This window comes from Corynebacterium urinipleomorphum (genome assembly GCF_900155535.1).
Lineage (GTDB): Bacteria > Actinomycetota > Actinomycetes > Mycobacteriales > Mycobacteriaceae > Corynebacterium > Corynebacterium urinipleomorphum.
Window position 1 is genome coordinate 193,773 of record NZ_LT706962.1, and the last position, 22,017, is coordinate 215,789.

Consider the following 22,017-nt stretch of genomic DNA (forward strand, 5'->3'; position numbering starts at 1 on the left):
TGACTGTGTTTCGGCGCAAAGATATGGATTGCGGGATACACCACAAGTAGAGGAATGGGGTACCTGTTGAGCACGAAAATCACCGCTGACAGCTCGCGTTTGCACCGCGGCGAGAGGGCCTTGGGCCCGCTGGAACGGCTACTCATGTGGCGGCCGTTCTCCACGGTGGCTCGTACGCTGATCATCCTGGCTCTCGTCTTCCCGCTGCTCTTCGCCGGGTTGTTCATGTGGGCGATGTGGGATCCGACTGGATCTGTTCCCGACACCAAGCTCGCGGTGGTGAACAACGACAAGGGCGTGGACCGCGGCGAGGGAGCTGGATTAGAGGAATTCGGTGCGGATGTCGTGGAGGGATTGACCAGCAAGGACTACCTCGACTTTGCTGAAGTCAGTGCGGAAGAAGCGCGCGACGGCCTGCTCAAGGGCCGCTACCTGTTCACGGTCACCATTCCGGAGGACTTCTCCGAGAACGTGGTCACCGTGATCGACCCCGAGCCGAAGCAGGCGAATATCCTCGTCGACTTCAACGATTACAACGGCACGAACGGCGCTGTGCTGACCGCCGGCCTCGTCCCTCAGATCCAGGCAGAGGTCAAGGCTGAGGTGGCTAAGACGTACGCGGATCAGGTCCTCGGCGGCATCAACGAGCTCGGCGACGGCATCCGTGCTGCCGCCGACGGTTCCAAGCAGCTTGACGACGGTGTCGGTCAACTGAAGGAAGGCGGCGAGCGCGCTGTCGACGGAATCAACCAGCTCGACGACGGTGCGCATGAACTTCACGACGGCACGGGTCAGCTCCTCGACGGAACGAACGAGCTCAACAGCGGCGTCGGCGAGCTGCGCGATGGTTCTCTGCGACTGGACGACGGTGCGAAACAGCTCAATGACGGCCTCTACCAGCTTGAAGACGGCACCAACCAGCTCGCCGACGGTGCCCGCCAGATCGACGAGGGTGTGAACAAGCTCACCGGTATGCTCATCCCGCTGTTGGAGAATGTTCAGGGTGGCGTCGGTCAGCTCCGCCCGGTCGTGGACACGCTACGCCAGTTCGGCCTTCACGCCGAGGCCGACAAGATCGATGGCATCGTGGGCCAGCTCGACCCGGCGAACCCGAACAACGTGGTCAGCGACTTGAACCGCCTGCGCGACGGCACCGGCGAGCTTTACGCCAACTTGTCAGACCCGAACATGCCTTACCGCAACGGCTTGAACCGCCTCATCGACGGTTCCGATCAGCTTGTGGACGGCACGAGTCAGCTCACCGACGGCACCGCCCGCCTCCAGGACGGCGCGACCCGCTTGAACGACGGTGCGACACAGCTGCACGACGGTACCTCACGCCTGACTGACGGCACCACCCAGCTTGTCGACGGCGGCGGTCAGCTCGAAGACGGCATCAACCAGCTGAAGGACGGTTCGACGGAGCTGTCCACCAAGCTTGCTGACGGCGCGAAGAAAGCCCCCGAAGTGAAGAATATGGAGAAATCCTCCGACCAGATCGCCGTGCCGATCATCTTCGACGAGGCCAACCTGCACCCGACCCAGGTGCTGGTTGACCCGGAGAACCCGACGCAGAAGACCCCCTCCAGCGGCTTCTCCATCCTCGGACTGATCGTGATCAACTTCCTTCTCATGGCAGTCGTGTCCATCCTCCTGCCGCACGCTATCGGCCGCCGCCACAGGGCTTCCGGTGCCGCAGGCCCAGTCCTCAGTGCTTGGGCGACCATGCTGGGCATCAACGTCGCGCTGACTGCGCTGCTCGCCTTCGTGTCCATCACCCTGGGCTGGCGCCCGGAGAACTGGTTCGTCATCGGCGGAGCCCTGCTGCTCATCGACATCGCCGGCACCTCGATCTTCCAGTTCTTCCGCATCCTGTTCGGACGTGCGGTCGGCGCGATGTTCAATGTCGGCTTCTTCGCCTTGGGCCTGTTCGTCTCCGGCGCGGTGTGGCCGCTGTCCACCCTGCCTGCTCCGCTGGCGTTCATGAACCCGCTGCACCCGATGAGCCACGCGCGCAACCTGTTCGTCCGCTCCGTCGATGGTATCTACGACAGCACGTTCTGGACCGGTATCGCCGTCCTGTTGGTGTTCTCCCTGCTGGCTGTCGGCGCTTCGATCCTCATCTACGACGCTCGCCGCAAGTCCCTGTTCATCGAGGACCCGAACGAGAACGCGCTCCAGCGTAAGAAGTACGAGCGCGAGATCCGCGAAGGCGAAGAGCCACTGCAGTCGGTGTTCTCCCGCTAAACGGATCCCCAGAAGGGATGCGACACCACTCAGTGCGCTGAAGGGCCGGAGAGACTCTCCGGCCCTTCACTATGCCTTCTAAAGAAAATGAAGCCCCAGACCTGGAGTGAACTAGGGCTGGGGCATCGAAGAGTTTGGCGTCTACCAAGTGGCCACAAAGCGCATGAGAAGCTGCGCGATGGGATCCGGGAACGGCTTGCGCAGCCACTTGAGCAGACGGTCGGTGAGACTGACGGCGTAGTGGGGGACCCACCTGCTCCAGGGGGACTTTGTGGTGAGGACGCGCACGGCTTCGTCGGCGACATCGCCCGGGGTGAGGTTCACACCCATTGTCTTCACCGACTGGGCCTTCACGTTTGCCACCTGGGTGGCGGCCCACAGTGGCATGAGGTCGTGGACTCGGATGTCGTCGTTGCGCCACTCCACGCTGAGTGCCTCCGTTATGCCGTTGACGTAGAACTTGGTCGCGGAGTAAGTGGAGATTTCCGGCTGGCCGAAGATCGCGGACGCGGAGCTCATGTTGATCAGAACTGCGCCCTTTGTTGCCTTCAGGTACGGGTGCGCGGCCTGTGCACCGAAGGTGACGCCGAGACAGTTAATGTCCACGAGAGTGCGGATTTTCTCCGGGTCCTGCTCGGTCAGCAACCCGTCAATAATGATGCCGGCGTTGTTGAAAAGGAAGTCCAGGCGGCCGCCGGTGTGCGCGGTGAAGTCTGCAAGAGCAGTATCCCACTCTTCGCGGTCGGTGACGTCGAGGTGTCCGGTGATCAGCTGTCCTTCGGGGATGTCCGCGGTGCCCCAGGTGACGTCCTGGATATCGTACGCGCCGACGGTCCAGCCGAGGTTGAGCAGGCGCTGCGCGGTGGCTTTTCCGATTCCGTTGGCTCCGCCGGTGATGAATGCGGCGGGGCGGGAGGCGGTGTCGGCGATGAAGCCTTCTGGTTTCACGTACGGGGTCTCGTTGGCGTCTTCACGAAATGGCTTTGCAAATGGATTCCACATGAAAACCACCATAAGCCCCGTGGATATATTGTGTGGCTTAAATAACTATCTAATTGTGATCTACCGCATAAAAGTTTCTGGGGCCGTTCATTCGTCGCTCCAGCTGCGGGTTCGAGCAAACATCGCCGCGACCACAACACCGAGTACCAAGACTCCCGCAGGAAGCAACAGAGACTGGCTCATCGCGGCGGCGAAAGGCTCATGCAGGAATGCGGGGAGGGGTCCCGTTTCAGACTTACCCGCGGCGTCCGCGCCGAGGCGCGAACTCAACTGAGAGGACATTGCGGCAGCTACCGCGGCAGAACCGATCACCGCGCCGACCTGCCGGACGGTGTTGTACACGCTCGACCCAGCACCCGCCAGCGCCGGATCGAGGTTGCGCGTGGCGATCATCGACAGCGGCCCCCAGATCAACGAATTGCCCACGCCGTAGAAAACACTGATCAGCAACATCCAGTACGGGCTGATCTGGGGGTTTGTAATAAAAGCGGACGCAAAAATGCTTATCGACGTCACCGCCAACCCCACCAACGCGAACGGCTTCGGGTCGTGCGTGTTCGTTTGTTTGCCGATGAACCCCGAAAGCGCACCGGACACCAGACCCGAGGGCAGGATCAGCAGTGCCGCGCGTGTGGGACTGAGTTCCTGGACGCGTTGCACATAGATCATCCATGGGATGGCGAATGTGGACACGGCGAACCCCACCGTGGTGATTGCGGCGGAAGCGAGCGCGAAATTGCGGTCTGCGAAGAGGGAAAGAGGAACCAGAGCGTCGCGCGTCGTTCGAGCCTGCCACGCGACGAATGCTCCGATGAATACCAGTCCACTGACAATCAGGCTGATAGCACGGGCATCCCAATTGAAATTCGACCCTTCCTGGATGCCGAAGATAAGGCAGAACATTCCCACCGCAGACAGAGCAACGCCGATCCAATCAAAACGCCGGGCATTCAACTCGAGCACAGGCACGTACTTCCACGCCAGAATGAGCCCGATGATGCCGAAGGGCACGTTGACGATGAAGATCCACTCCCAGCCACCGAGGTCCACGAACACCCCGCCGAGCAGCGGCCCCACGATCGTGGCCACACCGGCAACAGCACCCCACACACCCATGGCGCTGCCCCGCTCGGAGGGGGAGAAGGTCCGGATCATCAAAGACATCGTCTGCGGTGTGAGCATCGCACCGCCCAGCCCCTGGAACGCCCGTGCGGCGATGAGGACTCCGACCGAGCCAGCCAGTCCGCACGCCAACGAAGAGACAGTGAAGATAGCCAGGCCGAGAATATACATGCGCCGGGGTCCGAAGCGGTCGCCCAGGCGTCCCGTGATCAGGAGGGGCACAGCATAGGCCAGCAAGTAGGCGCTGTTGACCCAGATCACGCCGTTGTACGTAGCGTTGAGGCTTTCCGTGATCGCCGGGATGGCCACGGCGACGATGGTGGAATCCACGAGGATCATAAAGAAGCCGATCATCATGGTCCAGAGCGCGGGCCACGGCGAACGTTGCTTTGCTGTCACACCAGCGTTTCCCTGGGTCATCGCACGCCTTTCCGGGTTTTGGAAACCAACGACGGAAATCTACCCCTTGTGCGCGGGTTCGTCCATCTTTCTCATTCACCCTGGACCCGAAAGACGAAATATTGAGGTCCATGGGAAAACCGGCCGAGGCCGGTGGGTCGAAGCAAGTGGAAGGGATGAGGTGGGCCGTCGATAAGCGAAAAGCCCAGCGAAAAATGCTGGGCTTTCCTGGGAGACGGTGGTTTTAGACGCCGTCGGTCTCCTGCGGGTCCTTGTCGGCGTCCGCCTTGGTCTCGTGGCGGGTGCCCGGCTCGTGCTCCGCGGGGGCATAGATGGAGTAGAGCTTCGCGGGAGCGTCGGACTCGTTGACGAAGTTGTGCCACTTTCCGGCTGGGACGAATGCCGCCCAGTCGGCGCCGATGACTTCGTCGACTTCGAGGTCGTTCTCACTCGGGCCGATCTTCGCGCGCAGCTCGCCAGCCTCGAGTCGCAGGAACTGGTCGTGATCGCCGTGGATTTCGGCGCCGATCTCTCCGCCTGCTGGAATGGTCATGACGGTGAGCTGAAGGTTGGGGCCGGTCCACAGAGTGTCGCGGAACGCCTCGTTATCCAGCGTTGCCTTCTCAATATCGACGACGTACGGGTTTGGGCCGTGGTCGTTGCCAGTCTGTGCTGCCATGTCTCCTCCTCATTCTCGGGGTTGGATACCCCCAGCCTACAGAATTCGGCACGGGGCCCTTCCTGCGGAGACTGGCCCCTGAGTTCCTTGCGCGAAACCTGAACTCGGCCGTGATGCCACCACGGAGCCGCTCCTCAAATCTGCTGGTCACAGGTTCTCCGCTAATTCCGGCCTTTTCTGCGAACTCTGGCTACTCGGTCCGAGTTCAGGTTTTGGCGCGAAACCTGAACAGTTAGCACATTCGTGCCCCGTCATGTTCAGCTTTTCCGACATGAACTCCGTGCTGCGGCCCATGAGTTCAGGTTTGGGCCGAGGGTGCGAGGGGCGGCACCTGAGGGGAACTCACCGGATGAGAATTTGGCTGGAGGCTCGTGACGGGTGACGGGTCGCGTTGGACACGTTGCCGGCGGTTTCCATGCGCTTCGAAACCGCAGTCAGATATGCGATCATATCGCCGCTTCAGGGGCGTTGCCGGAGTACAGTGACGGCATGAGCAGTGGTGAACCCGATTACCCCGGATCCGACGACATCCCGGACCGAATAGTCGAGAACGACTCGCGCCTCGAGCATTTTGCCGACGCGAACGACCGTTGGGAGGAAGTCCCAGAGCGTCTCGCTGAGGACTGGGATTCGATGGCAAAGCTCATCGCCTACTACGAGAGCATGTGGCGCGACGACGTCAGAGATTTCCCTGAAGCGCCGTTCGGAGTGCTTTCGGAGGACGGCGTGTGGAACGAAATGGGACGCTTCTACGAGTCCGTCAAAGAGATCGCGTTGACCGCCGACCGCATCGTGCGTGAGTATGAGGCTGATAACGACCCAGAGGTCGACCCCGGAACAACGCCCACCGACGAGGAGACATCTGACGGCATCGCTCCAGGCACTGACGCAGCGATTATCGACGAACCTTAGTCACCCAGCCCAGCACCTCTGCAGAATGAACGTGGTCAGTCGTCCTTGCGGTGGCGGCCGGTGTATTCCTGTTCAGCGATGGTGTCTCTGCTGTGTTTCGGTCCGTGTTTGTCACGGCGTGCTCGGCGAAGCCGGACTTTCTCTACCTCGGTGAGGTAGGTCTCACTGGCAGCGGCGTCACCATCTGAACTAACGGATGGGCTGAAGTCCACAAAGGCGGGGAAGTACTGGGTCGGTGAGTCTTCGGCTGGCTCCACTTCCACAGCAGTGGCGGGGGTAGTGGCTGCCGCGGGCATCAGTTGCGACTCGGACGGGCTTTCCGGGGCAGCCTCAGTCTCTTCGTGCGCGGCGCTGACCCGTCCCACGGTCCGCCCGCCGGGTCGAGGCTGGACCCAATCTTCCGGGTCGATGGCGGAGCGCAAATCGACGGTGACGGCGATGGATCCGTCAGCGAACTCGAACACGTCGGCGGCCGGGATATCAATCTCGGGTCCGGCCGGAAGGGGCAGCGGTGGCAGCGTCCGCACAGGGAACATGCCCGGCGTGCGGGTGACATCGACGCTAATGGAGCCGTCGACAGCCCATGCTCGAGCCTTCACGTCAGATCCCTGAGCAAACAGTGCGGCGAGCTTTTCGCGGACGGGTCCTGCCTGCTTCCCGTCGAGGGTGCCCAGGACGCGGCCGCCGCAGGTGACTACTACGGTGTGCTCGTGCAAATGCAGGCCGACAAGCCACTGGCCCGGCGACATGAGCATGGTCTCCGCGGCAGTGAATTCGCCGTCAGCGACGTGGACGTATACCGGCGCTTCGCCCGGCACCGTGCCTGGGAGCAGCAGTGCGCCCGGCAGCAGATTGTTGCGCGGCACGCACATTGTGGCGGGAGCCAGCTGCACAATGACGCGGTGTGCGGCAGTGAGACGGTCGAATGAGATGCGTGCGTGCGCAGTGGGAACGAGACCCGCGCTGTGCAGCGTGTCTATGCTGCGATACGCCGCGCGGTCGGCGGCGCTGATCGCGCCGATGATTCCGCCGTGCGCGACCGGCCACCGCACCCGCCACTCACCGGTGAGCGGGTCGGGCTCGAGCTCCACCGTGGTGTGCAGCGGTTCTGCGCTGTCAGGGGTCCCGGCGTGCTCGAACAACGTCGCCGCGACGAGATCGCCCACGCTCAACTCGGTTCCTCCGCCGAGGGCGGTGGGGGCGAGCGGGTAGCGGGGCAGAGGTTCCATGGCCCTCGACTTTAACGCACGATTTTGCGGATTCCGGCGACCACACCGAGGACCGCGAAGCCCACGATCAAACCCATCACCGTGGAGCCGGCGGTGTCCACGAGCCAGCCGAGAGCGCCGCCGCCGACAGCGTCGGACGCCTGCGCGAGAATGTCGTGTGGCCAGTGCCAGCCGAAAACCTCGGAAAAGCCGCGGATGATCAGGTGGCCGCCGACCCACAGCATGGCTACGGTGCCCACGATGCCGATGATCTTCAGCACCACCGGCATGCCCTTCACCAGAGCTTTGCCCATGCCGGGCGCGTTACCGCGCTCGATCATGCCCAGTCCGATGTCGTCGATCTTGACCAGCAGGGCGACAGCGCCGTACACGGCCGCGGTGATGAAAAGGGCCACGGCGACCAGCACCACGAACTCCATCAGCAGTGGCTGGTCGGCGACCTCGTCGAGCGAGATGATCATGATCTCCGCCGAGAGAATCAGGTCTGTGGTCACCGCGCGTTTCACCAGTGAATCTTCGGTCTCCTGGTTGCGGTTCACCGCCTGTTCCTGCTGCTCCTTCTCATCGTGGAGCAGTTTCTCGGCGATCTTCTCCGCTCCTTCAAAGCACAGGTAGGTGCCGCCGATCATCAGGATCGGGACCAGAGCCCACGGCGCGAACGCGTTGAGCAGTAGCGCGATCGGCAGAATGATGATCAGCTTGTTGCGCAGCGAGCCCTTGGTGATCTTCCAAATGATCGGAAGTTCGCGCGCGGGCGACACGTCGGTGACGTACTGCGGCGTCACCGCGGCATCGTCGATGATAACACCAGCAGCTTTTGCGGAAGTCTTCGCCGTCATCGCTGCCACGTCGTCCATGCTGGAGGCGGCGGTTTTTGCGATAAGGGCGACGTCGTCAAGCAGTGCGAGGAGACCGCCGGCCATGCGGGGACCTTTCTGTCGGGGGTGTTTCGACCAACAAATACTAATGCGTGAGATGCCCTTGGGTAGGGTGTGGGCCATGCCAGAAACCGTGACCTCGACTGCGCGCGTGCGTCTCGATCGCCCCGCACGATACGGCAAGCTGCTGGCCAGCCATTACGGGCAGCTTATCGACGCCACTTGGGACCCCGAATCCTCCAAGGGCACCTTCACGTTTCCCGCCGTCGGAGTAGGGGATGCCTCCGAGTGCGGCTCCGCGACATGCGATGTGATCGGCACCGAGGGGGTGCTCATGCTGAGTATCGAGGGTGAGGAGCTCGCTGTGGAGAATGTCGAGCGTGAGCTAGCGACACGCCTCCTGCATCTCGCCGCGGACCAGGACGTGGTGGTGGAGTTCACCCGCGGCAAACGCGGCCGTGCGCGCTTCACGCGTGAGCAGCTGACCTCTGCCTAGCTGCCCCTAGATACCGGTAGCTAGGAAGCCGCCGGTGCCAGTTCGACTTCATCGGCCCAGGTGAGTTCGATGCCTTGGGCGCGGAGCCACTCCATTGCGTCGTCGTCGTGGCGGGTGATGCCCTCGACAGCGTTGAGTGTGGCGTCAATAGCCTTCTCGGCTTCTTCGGCGGTGATGAAGCCCGCAGACGTTGCCGCGGCGAGCTCGTCGATATCCAGCACGTCGATCGCCTCGCCCTGAACTGCGACGAGATCCACGTACAGGTCGCGGGTGCGCCAGACCTCGCCTTCGACATCAATGTCCGCGATGTCGAAATAGTAGTCCTGCTCCACGTCCACGCCCTCACGGAAGTGGAAGATATTGGCGCGCAGGTTCAACTTTGGCAGCAGCCAGCTCTCCAGGTAACCGAATTTCGGGTGGTTCGCGCCGCGCGCCATGTAGAGCCCGAAATCGGTGACTCGGAACGTGTCCACGTCCCGGAGGAACCCCTTGGGATCGGTGTTGGTCTTCGACGTGGTGTCGAACGTCTCCTGCTTCACGGGGTGGAGGTCGGGGAGATCCGCGCGCTCCGTCTGGATCGCTGTCATGTCGTTCACCTGCCGTCCGCTTGTTTTCTTGGGGTACCTATCGGCGCTCTGCCAGCTACTTCACCGTCACGCTCAGTGCCGTCGGGGCGAAACCGCAGCTGCGACCGCCGGTGTTGACGGCTCCGGAGACCACCGCCAGCACCGGGCCGGAGCCCGTGTCGGCGACGTTGGAGAGCGTTGCCGGTCCTGTTGGGTTTATCCCTTTGTTATAAAGCGGCGTTACACCCGTGCGGAGGTTGGCCAGGTTGATCCAGTGGACCTTCATTGCTCCTTGTGCGGGTGAAGCGGCCTTTGTACCCAATGCGGTGAAGACAAAAGTGGCCTGGCCTGCCTTCGGCGCAGGAACCGGAATGCGGGCGGGACCGGGCACGGCAATGAGTGAGCCGGTCGAGTGCATTCCCGGGCCCATGCAGTTAGGGGAGACGGTGGGCCAGAAGCCTTGGCGGAACCCGGGGCCGTTTACCGGCAGCGCCGGGCCACCGGAGGTGTCGCCGGTGCCAGCCAGGAAGGCGAGGCCGCTCAACAGCGCGTCGCGGACTTGGGCGGGAACACCGGGACGGTTGGCAAAGTCAGTGACGGCCCGTTGAACCTGCGGTGTCGGCCGACCGAGCGGGTCGACGATTGCGGACGAGGCGGCGGAAAGGGCGCCGGGTGCCGGGGCAGCCTGGGCGGGCGCGGGCAGGGCGAAGGCACCGCCGGCGAGAGCGGCAGTCAACGCTGCGGACGCGACACTGGCGCAGATGAGTGGTGCTATCTTCAAGGAAAGTATCCTTTGTGGCGGGAAAATAAAATTACAACTTCTGCAACTTAAGCGACTCTGAACACATTTTCAACAAGAGTTCCACAATTCGCTGCGCGTTCCATGGGAGTCAAGGGGTGACTCTGGACGCCGGTTGTGCGATGGTCAGGGGTTTCGGAACGTGTATTTTCGGTGTCGCACGCGAGTCCCTATGGGAGTAGGGTTTAACCGTTCAACTGCGCCCCACGCAGTACGCCTATCTAAAGGAGCAGACCGAAGTGTCGCACCCCGAGTTCCGTAACGTCGCCATCGTCGCACACGTCGACCACGGCAAGACCACCCTCGTCAACGGCATGCTGGAGCAGTCCGGCGTCTTCGGCGACCACGGGGAACACGGCGACCGCGTCATGGACTCCGGTGAGCTCGAGTCCGAGCGCGGCATCACCATCCTGGCCAAGAACACCGCCATCCGCCGTCAGGGCGCCGGCAAAGACGGCCGCGACTTGGTCATCAATGTCATTGACACCCCGGGCCACGCGGACTTCGGCGGCGAGGTCGAGCGCGGCCTCTCCATGGTCGACGGCGTTGTCCTGCTTATTGACGCATCTGAGGGCCCCCTCCCGCAGACGCGCTTCGTCCTGGGCAAGGCCCTCGAGGCCAAGAAGCCCGTGATCATCTGCGTGAACAAGACCGACCGCCCGGACGCGCGTATCGACGATGTCGTGGAAGAAGCCCAGGACCTGCTCCTAGAGCTCGGCGCTTCGCTGGAGGACCCGGAGGCCGCTGAGGCCGCCGAGAACCTCCTCGAGCTGCCGGTCCTGTACGCCTCCGGCCGCGCAGGCCGCGCCTCCTTCAACAACCCGGGCAACGGCGAGCTGCCTGACAACGAGGACTTGCAGCCGCTATTCGACGTCATCTACGACGTCTTGCCGGAGCCGTCCGCCGACATCGATGCCCCGTTCCAGGCGCAGGTGACCAACCTGGACTCGTCCTCCTTCCTCGGCCGTATCGCTCTGATCCGCGTCTACCGCGGCAGCGTGAAGAAGGGCGACAACGTGGCCTGGGTGCACTACGACGCGGAGGGCGAACAGCACGTCAAGAACGTCAAGATCGCCGAGCTGCTTGTCACCGAAGGCCTCGAGCGTGTTCCCGCTCAGGGCGAGGTCGTCGCCGGAGACATTGCCGCCGTGTCCGGCATCGACGAGATCATGATCGGCGACACCCTGTGCGACCCAGAGAACGTCGAAGCCCGCCCGCGCATCAAGGTCGACGACCCGGCAATCTCCATGACCATCGGTGTGAACACCTCGCCGATGGCAGGCCGCGGCGGCGGCGACAAGCTCACCGCCCGCATGGTCAAGGCCCGCCTGGACCAGGAGCTGATCGGTAACGTGTCCATCAAGGTTCTGCCCACCGAGCGCCCCGACGCATGGGAGGTCCAGGGCCGCGGCGAGATGGCCTTGACCGTCCTGATTGAGACGATGCGCCGCGAGGGCTTCGAGCTCACCGTGGGCAAGCCGCAGGTGGTGACCAAGGAGATCGACGGCAAGACCTACGAGCCGTACGACCACATGGTCATCGACACCCCTGCGGAGCACCAGGGTGCCGTCACTCAGCTCATGGCCAACCGCAAGGGCCAGATGACCGCGATGGGCAACACCGGATCTGGCGACTGGGTCCGCATGGAGTTTGACGTCCCGTCCCGCGGTCTCATCGGCTTCCGCACCACCTTCCTCACGGAGACGCGCGGCGCCGGCATCGCCAACTCCTACTCCATTGAGCACCGCCCGTGGGCCGGCGAGATCAAGGGCCGCCCCACCGGCTCGCTCGTGGCAGACCGCTCCGGCCAGGTCACCGCATACGCCCTGACGCAGCTGGCGGACCGCGGCGACTTCTTCGTCGAGCCCGGCGCGGAGACCTACGAGGGCATGGTCGTCGGCGCGAACAACCGCGACGAGGACATGGACATCAACATCACCAAGGAGAAGAAGCTGACCAACATGCGCTCCGCCACCGCGGATGCCACGGTCACCCTGGCTAAGGCCAAGACTCTCTCCCTGGACGAGGCCATCGAGTTCTGCGACGACGACGAGTGTGTCGAGGTCACCCCTGAGGTCATGCGCGTGCGCAAGGTCGTGCTCAACGCCACCGAGCGCGGCCGCGCCCGCTCCCGCGCGAAGCAGATGAATAAGTAGTACCCCGCTCATGCAGTAGCATTAGTGGCCATGCGCACCCCCAGTTGCAGAGCTGCAGCGACGAGAATTCTCGCCCCTGTTCTCGCACTGGGGGTGTTGTCGTCGTGCTCCGCTCAGCCTGGGCCACCGCCGATCGTGGAGGAGCCCACGACCACGGAGACCGCCACGACCACCGTGCAGCCGGCGGCGCGCACCGAGGCGAATGTCGGTGTCCAGCCGCTGCGCAACGGGCTGAATCCGCACTTGGCCGCCGATGACAATTCGACGGTCCAGGACCTCGCCGCGCTCACGCTCCCCAGCGCCTTCGATCCGGGCGGAATCAACCATGACCTGCTGGTCTCCGCAGACGTGCTGCCTCAGGAGCAAGTCTCGGCCGAGCCCGGCGCGCCAGAACCTCCTGCGATGACGGTCCGCTACGTCATTGCTCCGGCAGCGCAGTGGTCGGACGGCAGCCCAGTGACGGGCGCCGACTTTGTGTACCTGTGGCGCGGGATGGTGTCCACACCGGGAGTCATCGATCCCGCCGGGTACCGCGCGATCCGCGACATCCAAGTCAGCGGCAGCGGGAAGACCGTCGACGTGATTTTCGACGAACCTGTGACCACGTGGCCGGAGCTGTTCACCCACCTTTTGCCGTCCCACCTGCTTGATTCGCGCGCGGCTGATTTTGCCACAGCTCTGAGCAACACGATCCCGGCGTCCGCTGGGCGGTACATGGTGGACAAAGTCGACCGCGGCGCCGGTGTCATCGCTCTCAAGCGCAACGACCGTTTCTGGGCGCCGGATCCCGCCGGCATCGACTTGCTCACGCTCAATTTCGTGAGATCCACGAACCTCACCGCCGACCGCATCCGCTCCGGCCAGCTCGCGTTCGTCGACCACGTGCCGGGGGAGACCTCGTGGGACGCGTACTCGCTCATCCCCGGCGCTCAGCTGAAGCTCATCGAGGGCCCGCGCGAACTGGGCGTCACTTTCTCCGTCAATTCGTCCATCCTCGGTTCCAAGGATGCGCGCCGAGAGCTCGCTTCGCTTATCGACGTCCCCCTCATCTCCCGCATCGCCGCCGGCCGCGAACGCGACCTGGCTGCCGCCGCGCCGACAGAACCATTGGAGGGTGAGCCGGAAGCGCTGCGCGCCGCAGTCGCAGAATCTGGCACCCTGCGCATCGCGGCGGATCCGCGCGACGACCAGGCCATGCCGGCCGCCCGCGCTCTCGCCGACCTGCTTGCCCGCGCGGGCATCAACGCTGAAGCCGTGGCTATTGACACCGCTGAGACCGCCAAACGCCTACGCGCGGGCACCATAGACGCAGTCGTCGGCTGGTCGATCGACGGCGGCCCGGGTGTGTGGGCCAGCAAGGTGCAGTGCGCCCCGCAGAACGAGCAGTTCCTCTCCGGCAATCTGAGCGGCCTGTGTCTGCCGTCCACACGCGGTCTCGCCGACGACATTCTCACCGGGCGCATCCCTGCCGATGAGGCCCGCGCGGCCGTGTCCGAGACCCTCCGCCGCGAGGCTGTGTGGGTGCCGCTGCTCGGCGAACGCCGCATCATGGTGCTCGGCGAGGGCATCATTGGCCCTGCACCCCAACTGGAGAACTGGGGCGAGGGAATCGCCGGTGCAGCACGGTGGAAGACTCAGCGACCGGCAGTAAGCAAGAACGAAGGTGGAGCAGATGAGCAACTCAACGAACCTGAACCAGCAGCAGGGTAGCGGCACGGCACGCGATCTCGTGGGCCTACGAGTGGTGGCGGTGCATGCCCACCCGGATGACGAGTCCATCTCCACCGGCGGTGCGCTCGCGCACCTGGCGCGCCGCGGAGCTGACGTCCTCGTGGTCACCTGCACCCTCGGCGAGGAAGGCGAGGTCATCGGGGAGACCTACCAGGGACTGGTCAACGACAACGCGGACCAGCTCGGCGGCTTCCGCATCCACGAGCTTGCCCGGGCACTGGAGATTCTCGGTGTGCGCGGTGAGTTCCTCGGCGGCGCCGGCACCTACCGGGACTCCGGCATGGCCGGGTCGCCGGCGAGCAGGAATCCCCGCGCCTTCGTCAACTCCGGCGAGCGTGCCGTGAACGACCTCGTGGACATCTTCCGGCGCGAGGCCCCGCACCTCGTGCTCACCTACGACCCGAACGGCGGGTACGGGCACCCCGACCACATCCGCGCGCACGAGATCACGCACCTCGCTGCCGAGCAGATCGACATTCCGCGCATTCTGTGGGCCGCCCGCCTGCGAGAAGAACTTGAAGCCAATTTCGCAGACAGGATCCCCGATGGTTGGACGCGCCCCGCGCCGGGTGAGCTCGACGCCGTGGACAGCACCGACACGTGGGTGGAGATGGACGACGTGGTCTACGCCGCCAAAGCCGAAGCCATGAAGGCGCACGCCACGCAAATTTGGCTTGCCGACGGCTCCATTTCCCCCACCAACCCCCATTCCGCCACCGCCTGCGGCCCGGTGACTACCTATGCTCTGTCCAACCTCATCGCGCAGCCCATCATCCGGCGCGAGCACTACTGCATCGGTGCGGGTCTTCCGCTCGACCACGGTGCCGACATCGCCAGCGGACTCGATTTTTAAGATTTTCTCATGGCCGAAACCGACCCGCCGCGAGCTCAACGCCGCCCGCAGGTCCGCACCGACTTCACCGCCGCGGAGGCCCGCTCCGGTCTCACCTGGATCAGCGTGGGGGCGGGGATGGCGGTGCTGGTGGAGGTGGCGTCGATAAGCGTGCTCTATGGCATTCCCTCGATCCTCGCCGCAGCGGGCCTCGGGGCCGTGTTCACGCGCACCGCGCTGCTCTGGGTGCGCGACCGCACGCTCCTCGCCCTCGTGCCGCTGCTGGTGTGGATCTGCAGCTTCGCGCTGCTCGCGATCGGCCCCGAGGTGACGCAAGCGATGGTCGCCGAAAATAAGATTCGCTGCGCCGTCCTGCTCGCCACGGCGAGCGGCGGGGCCGTGTGGCCCATCGTGGCGCGGAAGTGACATACTGTTGTGAGAATTTCAGCCAGACGAGGAGTGACACCACCCCATGACCTACATCATCGCTGAGCCTTGCGTCGACATTCTGGACCGCGCCTGCGTTGAAGAGTGCCCGGTCGACTGCATCTACGAAGGCAAGCGCATGCTCTACATCCACCCTGACGAGTGCGTGGACTGCGGTGCCTGCGAACCCGCATGCCCGGTCGAGGCGATCTTCTACGAAGATGACCTGCCCGAGGAATGGAACGACTACTACGATGCCAACGTCGGCTTCTTCGACGAGCTCGGCTCACCGGGTGGCGCCGCCGCTGAAGGCCCGAAGGACTTCGACCACCCGTTCGTGGCCGCGCTGCCGCCGATGAACCAGGAGTAGGGGAGATGGGGTCGCGCCGCTCGCTCAGCCACGTCCTGCCCGATTTCCCGTGGGACACCATCGCCGACGTCAAGGCTAAGGCCGCGTCCCACCCGGACGGGTTGATCGACCTGTCCGTCGGAGGGCCCGTCGACCCTGTGCCGCCGGCGATCCAGTTGGCGCTCGCCGAGAACTCTGCCGCGTCCGGCTACCCGCAGACCATGGGCACGCCGGAGCTGCGCGCCACCATCGTCACCGCGCTCGAGCGGCGCTTCGGCATTGCGGGTCTGAGCGAGAAATCCGTGCTGCCCACGATCGGCCTGAAAGAAGCCATCGCGTGGCTGCCCACGTTGCTCGGCCTGCGCGGCCAGACCGTGGTCATCCCGGAGGTCGCGTACCCCACCTACGAAGTCGGCGCACTCATCGCAGGATGCAACGTCGTGCGTTGCGACGACCCCGCGGACGCCCCCCGCGACGCTGCCCTCGTCTTCCTCAACTCCCCGTCGAACCCCACCGGCGCTGTGGCGTCAGTTGATCAGCTGCGCGCCTGGGTCGCGTTCGCCAGGGAAACCGGCGCGATCATCGCCTCCGACGAGTGTTACCTCTACCTCGGCTGGTCCGCCGAGCCCGTCTCTGTGCTCCACCCGTCCGTCACCGACGGGGACAACACAGGCCTTCTCGCCCTGCACTCCCTGTCCAAGACCTCAAACCTGGCGTCCTACCGCGCCGGCACGATCTCCGGCGACGAAGCCCTAGTCCAAGAGCTGCTCGAGGTGCGCAAGCACGCGGGCCTCATCGTTCCGGGGCCGATTCAGCACGCCATGGTCGCGGCCCTGGAGTCCGACCTGCACGAGGAGGTCCAGCGCTCCGTCTACGCTGCGCGACGTGTCGAGCTGCTCAAGGCGCTGCCCTCGGCCGGGTTCACCGTCGACGATTCCGATGCCGGCCTCTACCTCTGGGTACGCCGCGACGGCATGAATTCCCGCGAGGCCCTAGACTGGTTCGCCGACCGTGGCATTTTGGGCGCCCCCGGCGACTTTTACGGCCCCGCGGGGGCGGAGCACGTCCGTATCGCCCTCACCGCCACCGACGCGAAAATCGCTGAGGCCGCCCGCCGCTTGACGCAGTAACCCTTCCTGGACTTTGACCGGGCTGTCTACTCCGCCACACAGACGCCCGACATTTTCATTTCGCTGTCCCCGGGGGACTAAACTATTCGGAGTTTGGCCCTTGATCGGGGCACTGTGCAGACGATGAAAGGTGGCCGGGGGTTGACCCTCAACGAGAGCACGGGCAGCGCGATACGCGGCGGAAGCACCGCAGTCCGTCTGAAGAACAACCTCCGGGAGTTCATCAAATTCGGAATCGTCGGCGGATCCGGCGTGCTGGTGAACTTCCTAGTTTTTTACCTGGCGTCTAAGGCTCTTCTGCACGGCTTCGGGCTCGGTGCCGACGACGTAGTCGCCCAGATCGGTTCCACCCGCTGGAACGTGCGCTGGTACCACCTGCTGTCCTCGCTGGCTTTTCTTCTCGCCAACACGTGGAACTACCAGCTCAACCGCAGCTGGACATTCGGTGGCATGGTGAAGAAGTCCTGGCTACGCGGGTTCTTCCCGTTCCTGGCCACGGGGCTCGTCGCCTTTGTGGTGTCGTTGACGTGCATGACGCTGCTCATGAACCCGACAACGCCGTTCGGCTTGCCCGACCACATCTTTGACGGTTCCAGTGGTTTGCGGACCAAGTCCTACTGGGCGCAGGCAATTTCGACGCTGATCGCTATGCCCGTGAATTTCATCATCAACAAGCTCTGGACGTTCCGGAAGCCCAAAGTCGTCCGAACTAGCGGGGCGATGTAGCCCAGACGAAGAAACTGCCGGGGACCGTAGGTCCGCCGGCAGTTGTCGTATTTGAGGGCTTCGTGGATCTCGATGACATCAGCGCGGCCTCAATGGCTGCCGACCTGGTATTTTGTCGCAAGGAATATGGTCGGGTGTCATCGAAATCACCGCGTAGATCGGCTGGGGACCGCTCTAGGGCGTTAGCGCAGGTCCATTAGCTCTGGGCCGTCAGCGCAGGGCCGTCAGCTCCGGGTTGTTATCCGTGGAACTAGTTCTTGTGCAGCTCTGCGTTGAGCTCCACGCCCTTCGCCTTGACGGCTTCAACGGCGCCGGTGACGGAGTTGCGGCGGAACAGGATGCCGCTGGCGCCGGAGAGCTCCACGGCCTTCACGGTGTCGCCCTCGGACTTGCCCACGGCCTCGGCGATGTCGGCGGACAGAACGACCTTCGTGCCGGCGGTGACGTAGAGGCCGGCTTCGACGGTGCAGTCGTCGCCAAGCGAAATGCCGATGCCCGCGTTGGCGCCGAGCAGGCAGCGCTCGCCGATCTTGATAGTCTCCTTGCCGCCGCCGGACAGGGTGCCCATGATGGACGCGCCGCCGCCGATGTCGGTGCCGTCGCCGACGACGACGCCGGCGGAGATGCGGCCCTCAACCATGGACGCGCCAAGGGTGCCCGCGTTGAAGTTGACAAAGCCCTCGTGCATGACGGTCGTGCCTTCAGCCAGGTGTGCACCGAGACGGACGCGGTCGGCGTCGCCGATGCGCACGCCGGACGGGACGACGTAGTCGACCATGCGCGGGAACTTGTCCACGGAAAAGACCACTACGGGGCCGCGTGCGGCGAGACGGCCGCGCACAACCTGGAAGTCGGCCACGGCGCAGGGGCCGTAGTTGGTCCAGACAACGTTGGCCAGAAGGCCGAACACGCCGTCGAGGTTGACGCCGTGCGGCTTGACCAGGCGGTGGGAGAGGAGGTGCAGGCGCAGGTAGGCATCGTAAGCGTCAACAGGTGCGGCGGAGATGTCCGCGATGGAGGTCGCGACCGGGATGCGCGCTACACCGCGCTCCTCGTCCGGGCCCGCGAGGTTGGCGAACTGCTGCGGGGTTTCCTCCAGGCGTGTCGTGCCTGTCGATGCCACCGATTCACCGATCTTCGGTGCCGGATACCAGACATCCAGGACGGTCCCATCGTGGGTGACAGTGGCCAGGCCTCGAGCGAATGCGGTGGTCATGGTAGCAATCAGTTCTTTCTCTTCACGGTTCATGCGAATGCACGGCCAACGCGAAGCGCCAGCCGTGCATAGCTTAGAAGATTGTCAGTTGGAGTGTGGAGTTCAACGCGGTCTCGGCTAGGCCAAATGGGACGACTGGGTCGCCTTGCCGCGGTGCACGATGAAGCTGATGATCACGATGGTGGTGACCACGACGATGGCGGAGATGAGCTCGGTGCGGCCGCCGGCGTCGAAGAGCATGAGCAGGATGAACCCGCCGAGCGTGGCCAGCGTGAGCCACGGCAGCCACGGGTAGCCCCACATGCGGACTTCGGTGATCTCGCCGGATGCGACGAGCTGCGGGTGCAGGCGGATGTACGACAGGATCACCATTGTCCAGATGGCGATGAGGATGCCACCGACCGCGTTGAGGAGGAAGGGGAGCAGCCCCGGAGGGTTCCACCACTGCAGGCCCACGGAGACGAGCGCGAAGAGGATGGACACGATCACGGCGCGTACCGGCACGCCGGCCTGGTTGGTCTGCGCGAAGTAGGCGGGTGCGTCGTGGCCGCGTGCCATGGAGTACAGCAGGCGGGAATTGCCGTAGATCTGAGCGTTGCACGCCGACAGGAGAGCGAGGGCGATGACGACCTCCATGATCGTCGCGGCGCCAGAGATGTTCGCCTTGTCCAGTACGAGGGTGAACGGCGACTCGGCGGCGGAGTCGGCGCCGGCGATCTGCTCGTACGGCAGCAGAAGGATGATCAGCAGAACGGAGCCGATGTAGAACACCGCGATGCGCCAGATGGCGGAGCGGATGGCGGCGCCGACGGCGTCCTTGGGGTTCTCGGACTCCGCGGCCGCGATGGTGACCAGCTCGATGCCGCCGAATGCGAATGCGACGGCGAGCATTGCGGTGGCCACGCCGCCAATGCCGTTAGGCATGAAGCCGACACCCTCAATGTTGCTGGTGCCCACGGCGTCCAAGCCCGGGAACAGGCCGATGACCATGAGGATGCCGATGACCAGGAACACAATGATCGCCACAACCTTGATCAGCGCGAACCAGAACTCGAATTCGCCGAAGCCGCGGACGGCGGCCAGGTTGATGGCGGAGAAGAACACCACGGCGATGAGCGCCGGGATCCACGGCGCGATTCCGAACCACCCGGAGATGATTGCGGAGGCGCCGGTGATTTCCACGCCGATGATGAGCACCTGCATGAACCAGTACGCCCAGCCCACGGAGAAGCCCGCCCACGCGCCGAATGCCTGGTCGGCGTAGGTGGCAAAACTGCCGGAGGAGGGGCGGGAGGCCACCATCTCGGCGAGCATCTGCATGATGCACACGGTGACGGCACCGGCAATGACGTAAGCGACGATGACAGCGGGGCCTGCTGCCTGGATACCCACGCCGGTGCCCAGGAACAGACCGGCGCCGATGGCTGAACCCAGACCCATCATGGTCAGGTGGCGGACCTTGAGTCCGCTATTGAGGGTGTTCGACATGAGTTAAGTGTAGAAACCCTGGGCACAAGCCAATAATTGGGGGTGAATTAAATGCAGGGCGAAGAGAGAAAGCACGCTTATCGACGCCCCGTTGCCCAGCCCCTACACCCGGTGCCGCACGACCGGTGTGGCGCTGTGAGGCTCGTGGGTGATGGTCCAGTCCGACTGCTCGGTGATAGTCCGTGCCGGGACGTACGCCTTCTCGCTGGGGTTGCGAGTGTCGTAGACGATGGTGCCGGGCTGGAGGATCACGCCGGGGCCGAGCTCACAGCGGTCTCCCATGTTCAAGTCGATGAGTCCCGCTGACGGGCGGATGACGCAGTTCTCGCCGATGCGGATGGGAGTGCGGTTGTGACCGTCGGTGGTCTCTGCCATGACGAAGGACGACAATCCGATGTCGCACCCGGCGCCGATGACGCAGGAGGAGAACAGGCGGCCCTCCACCCGGGCGGGACCGAGGGTGCCGGCGTTGTAGGAGACGGATCCTTCGCGGTACACGCTCGTGCCCTCTGCGAGGTAGGCGCCGAGGCGGACGCGCTCCGCTTCCGCGATGGTGATGCCGGTGGGCACGACGTAGTCGACCATGCGGGGCAGGCGCTCGATGCCGTAGACGTGAATGGTGCCGCGGGCACGCAGGTTGGTGCGCACGTACTCGAAGTCGTCGGGCAGGCACGGCCCCTTGTTCGTCCACGCAACAGGCACGAGGTGGTCGAGCACGTCGGTCATGTTGATCTCCAGCGGCTTCACCTTGCGGTGGGACAGCAGGTGGAGGCGCAGGTACACGTCGTGCGCGTCGATGGCGGGGGCGGACAGGTCGGCGATCTCGGTGCGCACCGGCACCACTTCCACGTGCCTGTCGCGGTCCATGCCCACCAAGTTCAGTAGCCGGGGCGAGAGCTCGTTGGCGCTGACGCGGCGGGTGTGGGGGTGGGGGATGTCGTCGGCAAGCTGGACGCTCGGGAACCAGCTGTCCAGGACGGTGCCGTCGGCGGCGATGTGGGCGATTCCTGTGGCGCGTGCTCCTTGAGGCATGGCTGTATCGTACGTGCCCGCGCGCCGGTAGGATCACCGACGTGAAACTGGACCTTTTTGCTGACCCTGTCGAGCTGACGAAAGCCCTGATCGACATCCCCTCTCCTTCCCACGAGGAGGAGGAGATCGCCGACGCGATCCAGGCCGCCCTCGAGGCGCTGCAGGGGGTGGAGGTGATCCGCCGCGGCAACACCGTCATCGCGCGCACCCACCGCGGGCTGGACGAGCGGATCGTGCTGGCCGGGCACATCGACACCGTGCCCATCGCCGACAACGTCCCGCACCACGTCGAGGGTGACATCCTGTGGGGCTGCGGCTCCGTGGACATGAAGTCCGGCATGGCCTGCTACCTGCACGCGTTCGCCGCGCTGTGCAACGCCGACAACTTGGCGTTCGACCTCACCCTCATTTGCTACGAGGCGGAAGAAGTCGCCGCGACGTACAACGGTCTCGCGCATCTCGAGTACGACGCGCCGGAGCTCCTGCAGGGCTCGCTGGCGCTGCTCGGCGAACCGTCCGGCGGCATCATCGAGGCCGGCTGCCAGGGCAGCATCCGCGTCAAAGCGGTCGCGCACGGCACCCGCGCCCACTCGGCGCGCGCG

21 protein-coding genes are annotated in these 22,017 nt (G+C 64.4%); 11 read left to right on the top strand and 10 right to left on the bottom strand.

Going from position 1 to position 22,017, the window contains the following annotated elements:
• Positions 1 to 66 precede the first annotated feature (66 nt).
• On the top strand, positions 67 to 2,247 hold the full coding sequence (locus tag CZ338_RS01670) for a YhgE/Pip domain-containing protein (RefSeq protein WP_087116781.1): 2,181 nt from the start codon (positions 67 to 69) through the stop codon (positions 2,245 to 2,247).
• 141 nt (positions 2,248 to 2,388) lie between these two features.
• Here CZ338_RS01670 and CZ338_RS01675 read toward each other — a convergent pair whose 3' ends face one another.
• The 3 genes from CZ338_RS01675 to CZ338_RS01685 form a co-directional block, all read right to left on the bottom strand.
• Positions 2,389 to 3,249: an SDR family oxidoreductase gene (locus tag CZ338_RS01675; RefSeq protein ID WP_087116782.1), complete on the bottom strand. Its 861-nt coding sequence runs from the start codon at positions 3,247 to 3,249 to the stop codon at positions 2,389 to 2,391.
• An 87-nt stretch (positions 3,250 to 3,336) separates the two neighbouring features.
• The gene (locus CZ338_RS01680; RefSeq protein ID WP_087116475.1) at positions 3,337 to 4,791 is read right to left on the bottom strand and encodes a DHA2 family efflux MFS transporter permease subunit; all 1,455 of its coding nucleotides are present in this window, start codon (positions 4,789 to 4,791) and stop codon (positions 3,337 to 3,339) included.
• 223 nt (positions 4,792 to 5,014) lie between these two features.
• Positions 5,015 to 5,449: a cupin domain-containing protein gene (locus CZ338_RS01685; RefSeq protein WP_087116477.1), complete on the bottom strand. Its 435-nt coding sequence runs from the start codon at positions 5,447 to 5,449 to the stop codon at positions 5,015 to 5,017.
• A 489-nt stretch (positions 5,450 to 5,938) separates the two neighbouring features.
• Here CZ338_RS01685 and CZ338_RS01690 point away from each other — a divergent pair, with 489 nt between their 5' ends.
• Positions 5,939 to 6,361: a DUF4298 domain-containing protein gene (locus tag CZ338_RS01690; protein ID WP_087116479.1), complete on the top strand. Its 423-nt coding sequence runs from the start codon at positions 5,939 to 5,941 to the stop codon at positions 6,359 to 6,361.
• Positions 6,362 to 6,396: 35 nt separating this feature from the next.
• Here CZ338_RS01690 and CZ338_RS01695 read toward each other — a convergent pair whose 3' ends face one another.
• Positions 6,397 to 7,590 (bottom strand): hypothetical protein, encoded by a 1,194-nt coding sequence (locus CZ338_RS01695; RefSeq protein WP_087116481.1) that lies wholly within the window; start codon positions 7,588 to 7,590, stop codon positions 6,397 to 6,399.
• An 11-nt stretch (positions 7,591 to 7,601) separates the two neighbouring features.
• Complete coding sequence (locus CZ338_RS01700) at positions 7,602 to 8,513, bottom strand: DUF808 domain-containing protein (protein ID WP_087116483.1); 912 nt, start codon at positions 8,511 to 8,513, stop codon at positions 7,602 to 7,604.
• A 76-nt stretch (positions 8,514 to 8,589) separates the two neighbouring features.
• On the opposite strand from CZ338_RS01700, the gene CZ338_RS01705 reads away from it, so the two are divergent.
• On the top strand, positions 8,590 to 8,964 hold the full coding sequence (locus CZ338_RS01705) for a DUF2218 domain-containing protein (RefSeq protein ID WP_087116485.1): 375 nt from the start codon (positions 8,590 to 8,592) through the stop codon (positions 8,962 to 8,964).
• 20 nt (positions 8,965 to 8,984) lie between these two features.
• On the opposite strand, the gene CZ338_RS01710 is transcribed toward CZ338_RS01705, so the two are convergent.
• A complete protein-coding gene (locus CZ338_RS01710) occupies positions 8,985 to 9,551 on the bottom strand; it encodes a DUF402 domain-containing protein (protein ID WP_087116783.1) in 567 nt (188 codons plus the stop codon).
• Between the two features lie 55 nt (positions 9,552 to 9,606).
• A complete protein-coding gene (locus CZ338_RS01715; protein ID WP_087116487.1) occupies positions 9,607 to 10,311 on the bottom strand; it encodes an Rv1157c family protein in 705 nt (234 codons plus the stop codon).
• Positions 10,312 to 10,568: 257 nt separating this feature from the next.
• Here CZ338_RS01715 and typA point away from each other — a divergent pair, with 257 nt between their 5' ends.
• The 7 genes from typA to CZ338_RS01750 all read left to right on the top strand — a co-directional run bounded on the left by typA (position 10,569) and on the right by CZ338_RS01750 (position 17,679).
• Positions 10,569 to 12,485 (top strand): translational GTPase TypA, encoded by a 1,917-nt coding sequence (gene typA / locus CZ338_RS01720; protein ID WP_087116489.1) that lies wholly within the window; start codon positions 10,569 to 10,571, stop codon positions 12,483 to 12,485.
• Between the two features lie 30 nt (positions 12,486 to 12,515).
• Positions 12,516 to 14,195 (top strand): ABC transporter family substrate-binding protein, encoded by a 1,680-nt coding sequence (locus CZ338_RS01725; RefSeq protein WP_087116491.1) that lies wholly within the window; start codon positions 12,516 to 12,518, stop codon positions 14,193 to 14,195.
• On the top strand, positions 14,158 to 15,069 hold the full coding sequence (gene mshB / locus CZ338_RS01730) for an N-acetyl-1-D-myo-inositol-2-amino-2-deoxy-alpha-D-glucopyranoside deacetylase (protein WP_087116493.1): 912 nt from the start codon (positions 14,158 to 14,160) through the stop codon (positions 15,067 to 15,069). The genes CZ338_RS01725 and mshB overlap by 38 nt, the downstream gene beginning before the upstream one ends.
• Before the next feature lie 9 nt (positions 15,070 to 15,078).
• Complete coding sequence (locus tag CZ338_RS01735) at positions 15,079 to 15,474, top strand: hypothetical protein (RefSeq protein WP_087116495.1); 396 nt, start codon at positions 15,079 to 15,081, stop codon at positions 15,472 to 15,474.
• Between the two features lie 46 nt (positions 15,475 to 15,520).
• Positions 15,521 to 15,844 carry a ferredoxin gene (gene fdxA, locus CZ338_RS01740; protein ID WP_087116497.1) on the top strand — a complete coding sequence of 108 codons (324 nt, stop codon included), beginning with the start codon at positions 15,521 to 15,523 and terminating at the stop codon, positions 15,842 to 15,844.
• Between the two features lie 5 nt (positions 15,845 to 15,849).
• Positions 15,850 to 16,953 carry a succinyldiaminopimelate transaminase gene (gene dapC, locus CZ338_RS01745; protein ID WP_087116499.1) on the top strand — a complete coding sequence of 368 codons (1,104 nt, stop codon included), beginning with the start codon at positions 15,850 to 15,852 and terminating at the stop codon, positions 16,951 to 16,953.
• A 93-nt stretch (positions 16,954 to 17,046) separates the two neighbouring features.
• Positions 17,047 to 17,679, top strand: a complete 633-nt coding sequence (locus CZ338_RS01750; RefSeq protein WP_235839381.1) for a GtrA family protein — start codon at positions 17,047 to 17,049, stop codon at positions 17,677 to 17,679.
• A gap of 250 nt (positions 17,680 to 17,929) precedes the next feature.
• On the opposite strand, the gene dapD is transcribed toward CZ338_RS01750, so the two are convergent.
• From dapD to CZ338_RS01765, 3 genes are all read right to left on the bottom strand, one after another.
• A complete protein-coding gene (dapD, locus tag CZ338_RS01755; RefSeq protein ID WP_087116784.1) occupies positions 17,930 to 18,895 on the bottom strand; it encodes a 2,3,4,5-tetrahydropyridine-2,6-dicarboxylate N-succinyltransferase in 966 nt (321 codons plus the stop codon).
• Between the two features lie 117 nt (positions 18,896 to 19,012).
• Positions 19,013 to 20,383 carry an amino acid permease gene (locus CZ338_RS01760; RefSeq protein ID WP_087116503.1) on the bottom strand — a complete coding sequence of 457 codons (1,371 nt, stop codon included), beginning with the start codon at positions 20,381 to 20,383 and terminating at the stop codon, positions 19,013 to 19,015.
• A 102-nt stretch (positions 20,384 to 20,485) separates the two neighbouring features.
• Positions 20,486 to 21,415 carry a succinyltransferase gene (locus tag CZ338_RS01765; RefSeq protein ID WP_087116504.1) on the bottom strand — a complete coding sequence of 310 codons (930 nt, stop codon included), beginning with the start codon at positions 21,413 to 21,415 and terminating at the stop codon, positions 20,486 to 20,488.
• A gap of 41 nt (positions 21,416 to 21,456) precedes the next feature.
• Here CZ338_RS01765 and CZ338_RS11015 point away from each other — a divergent pair.
• Positions 21,457 to 22,017, top strand: a 561-nt coding sequence (locus CZ338_RS11015; RefSeq protein WP_235839382.1) for a M20/M25/M40 family metallo-hydrolase, incomplete at its 3' end; no start/stop codon positions are given.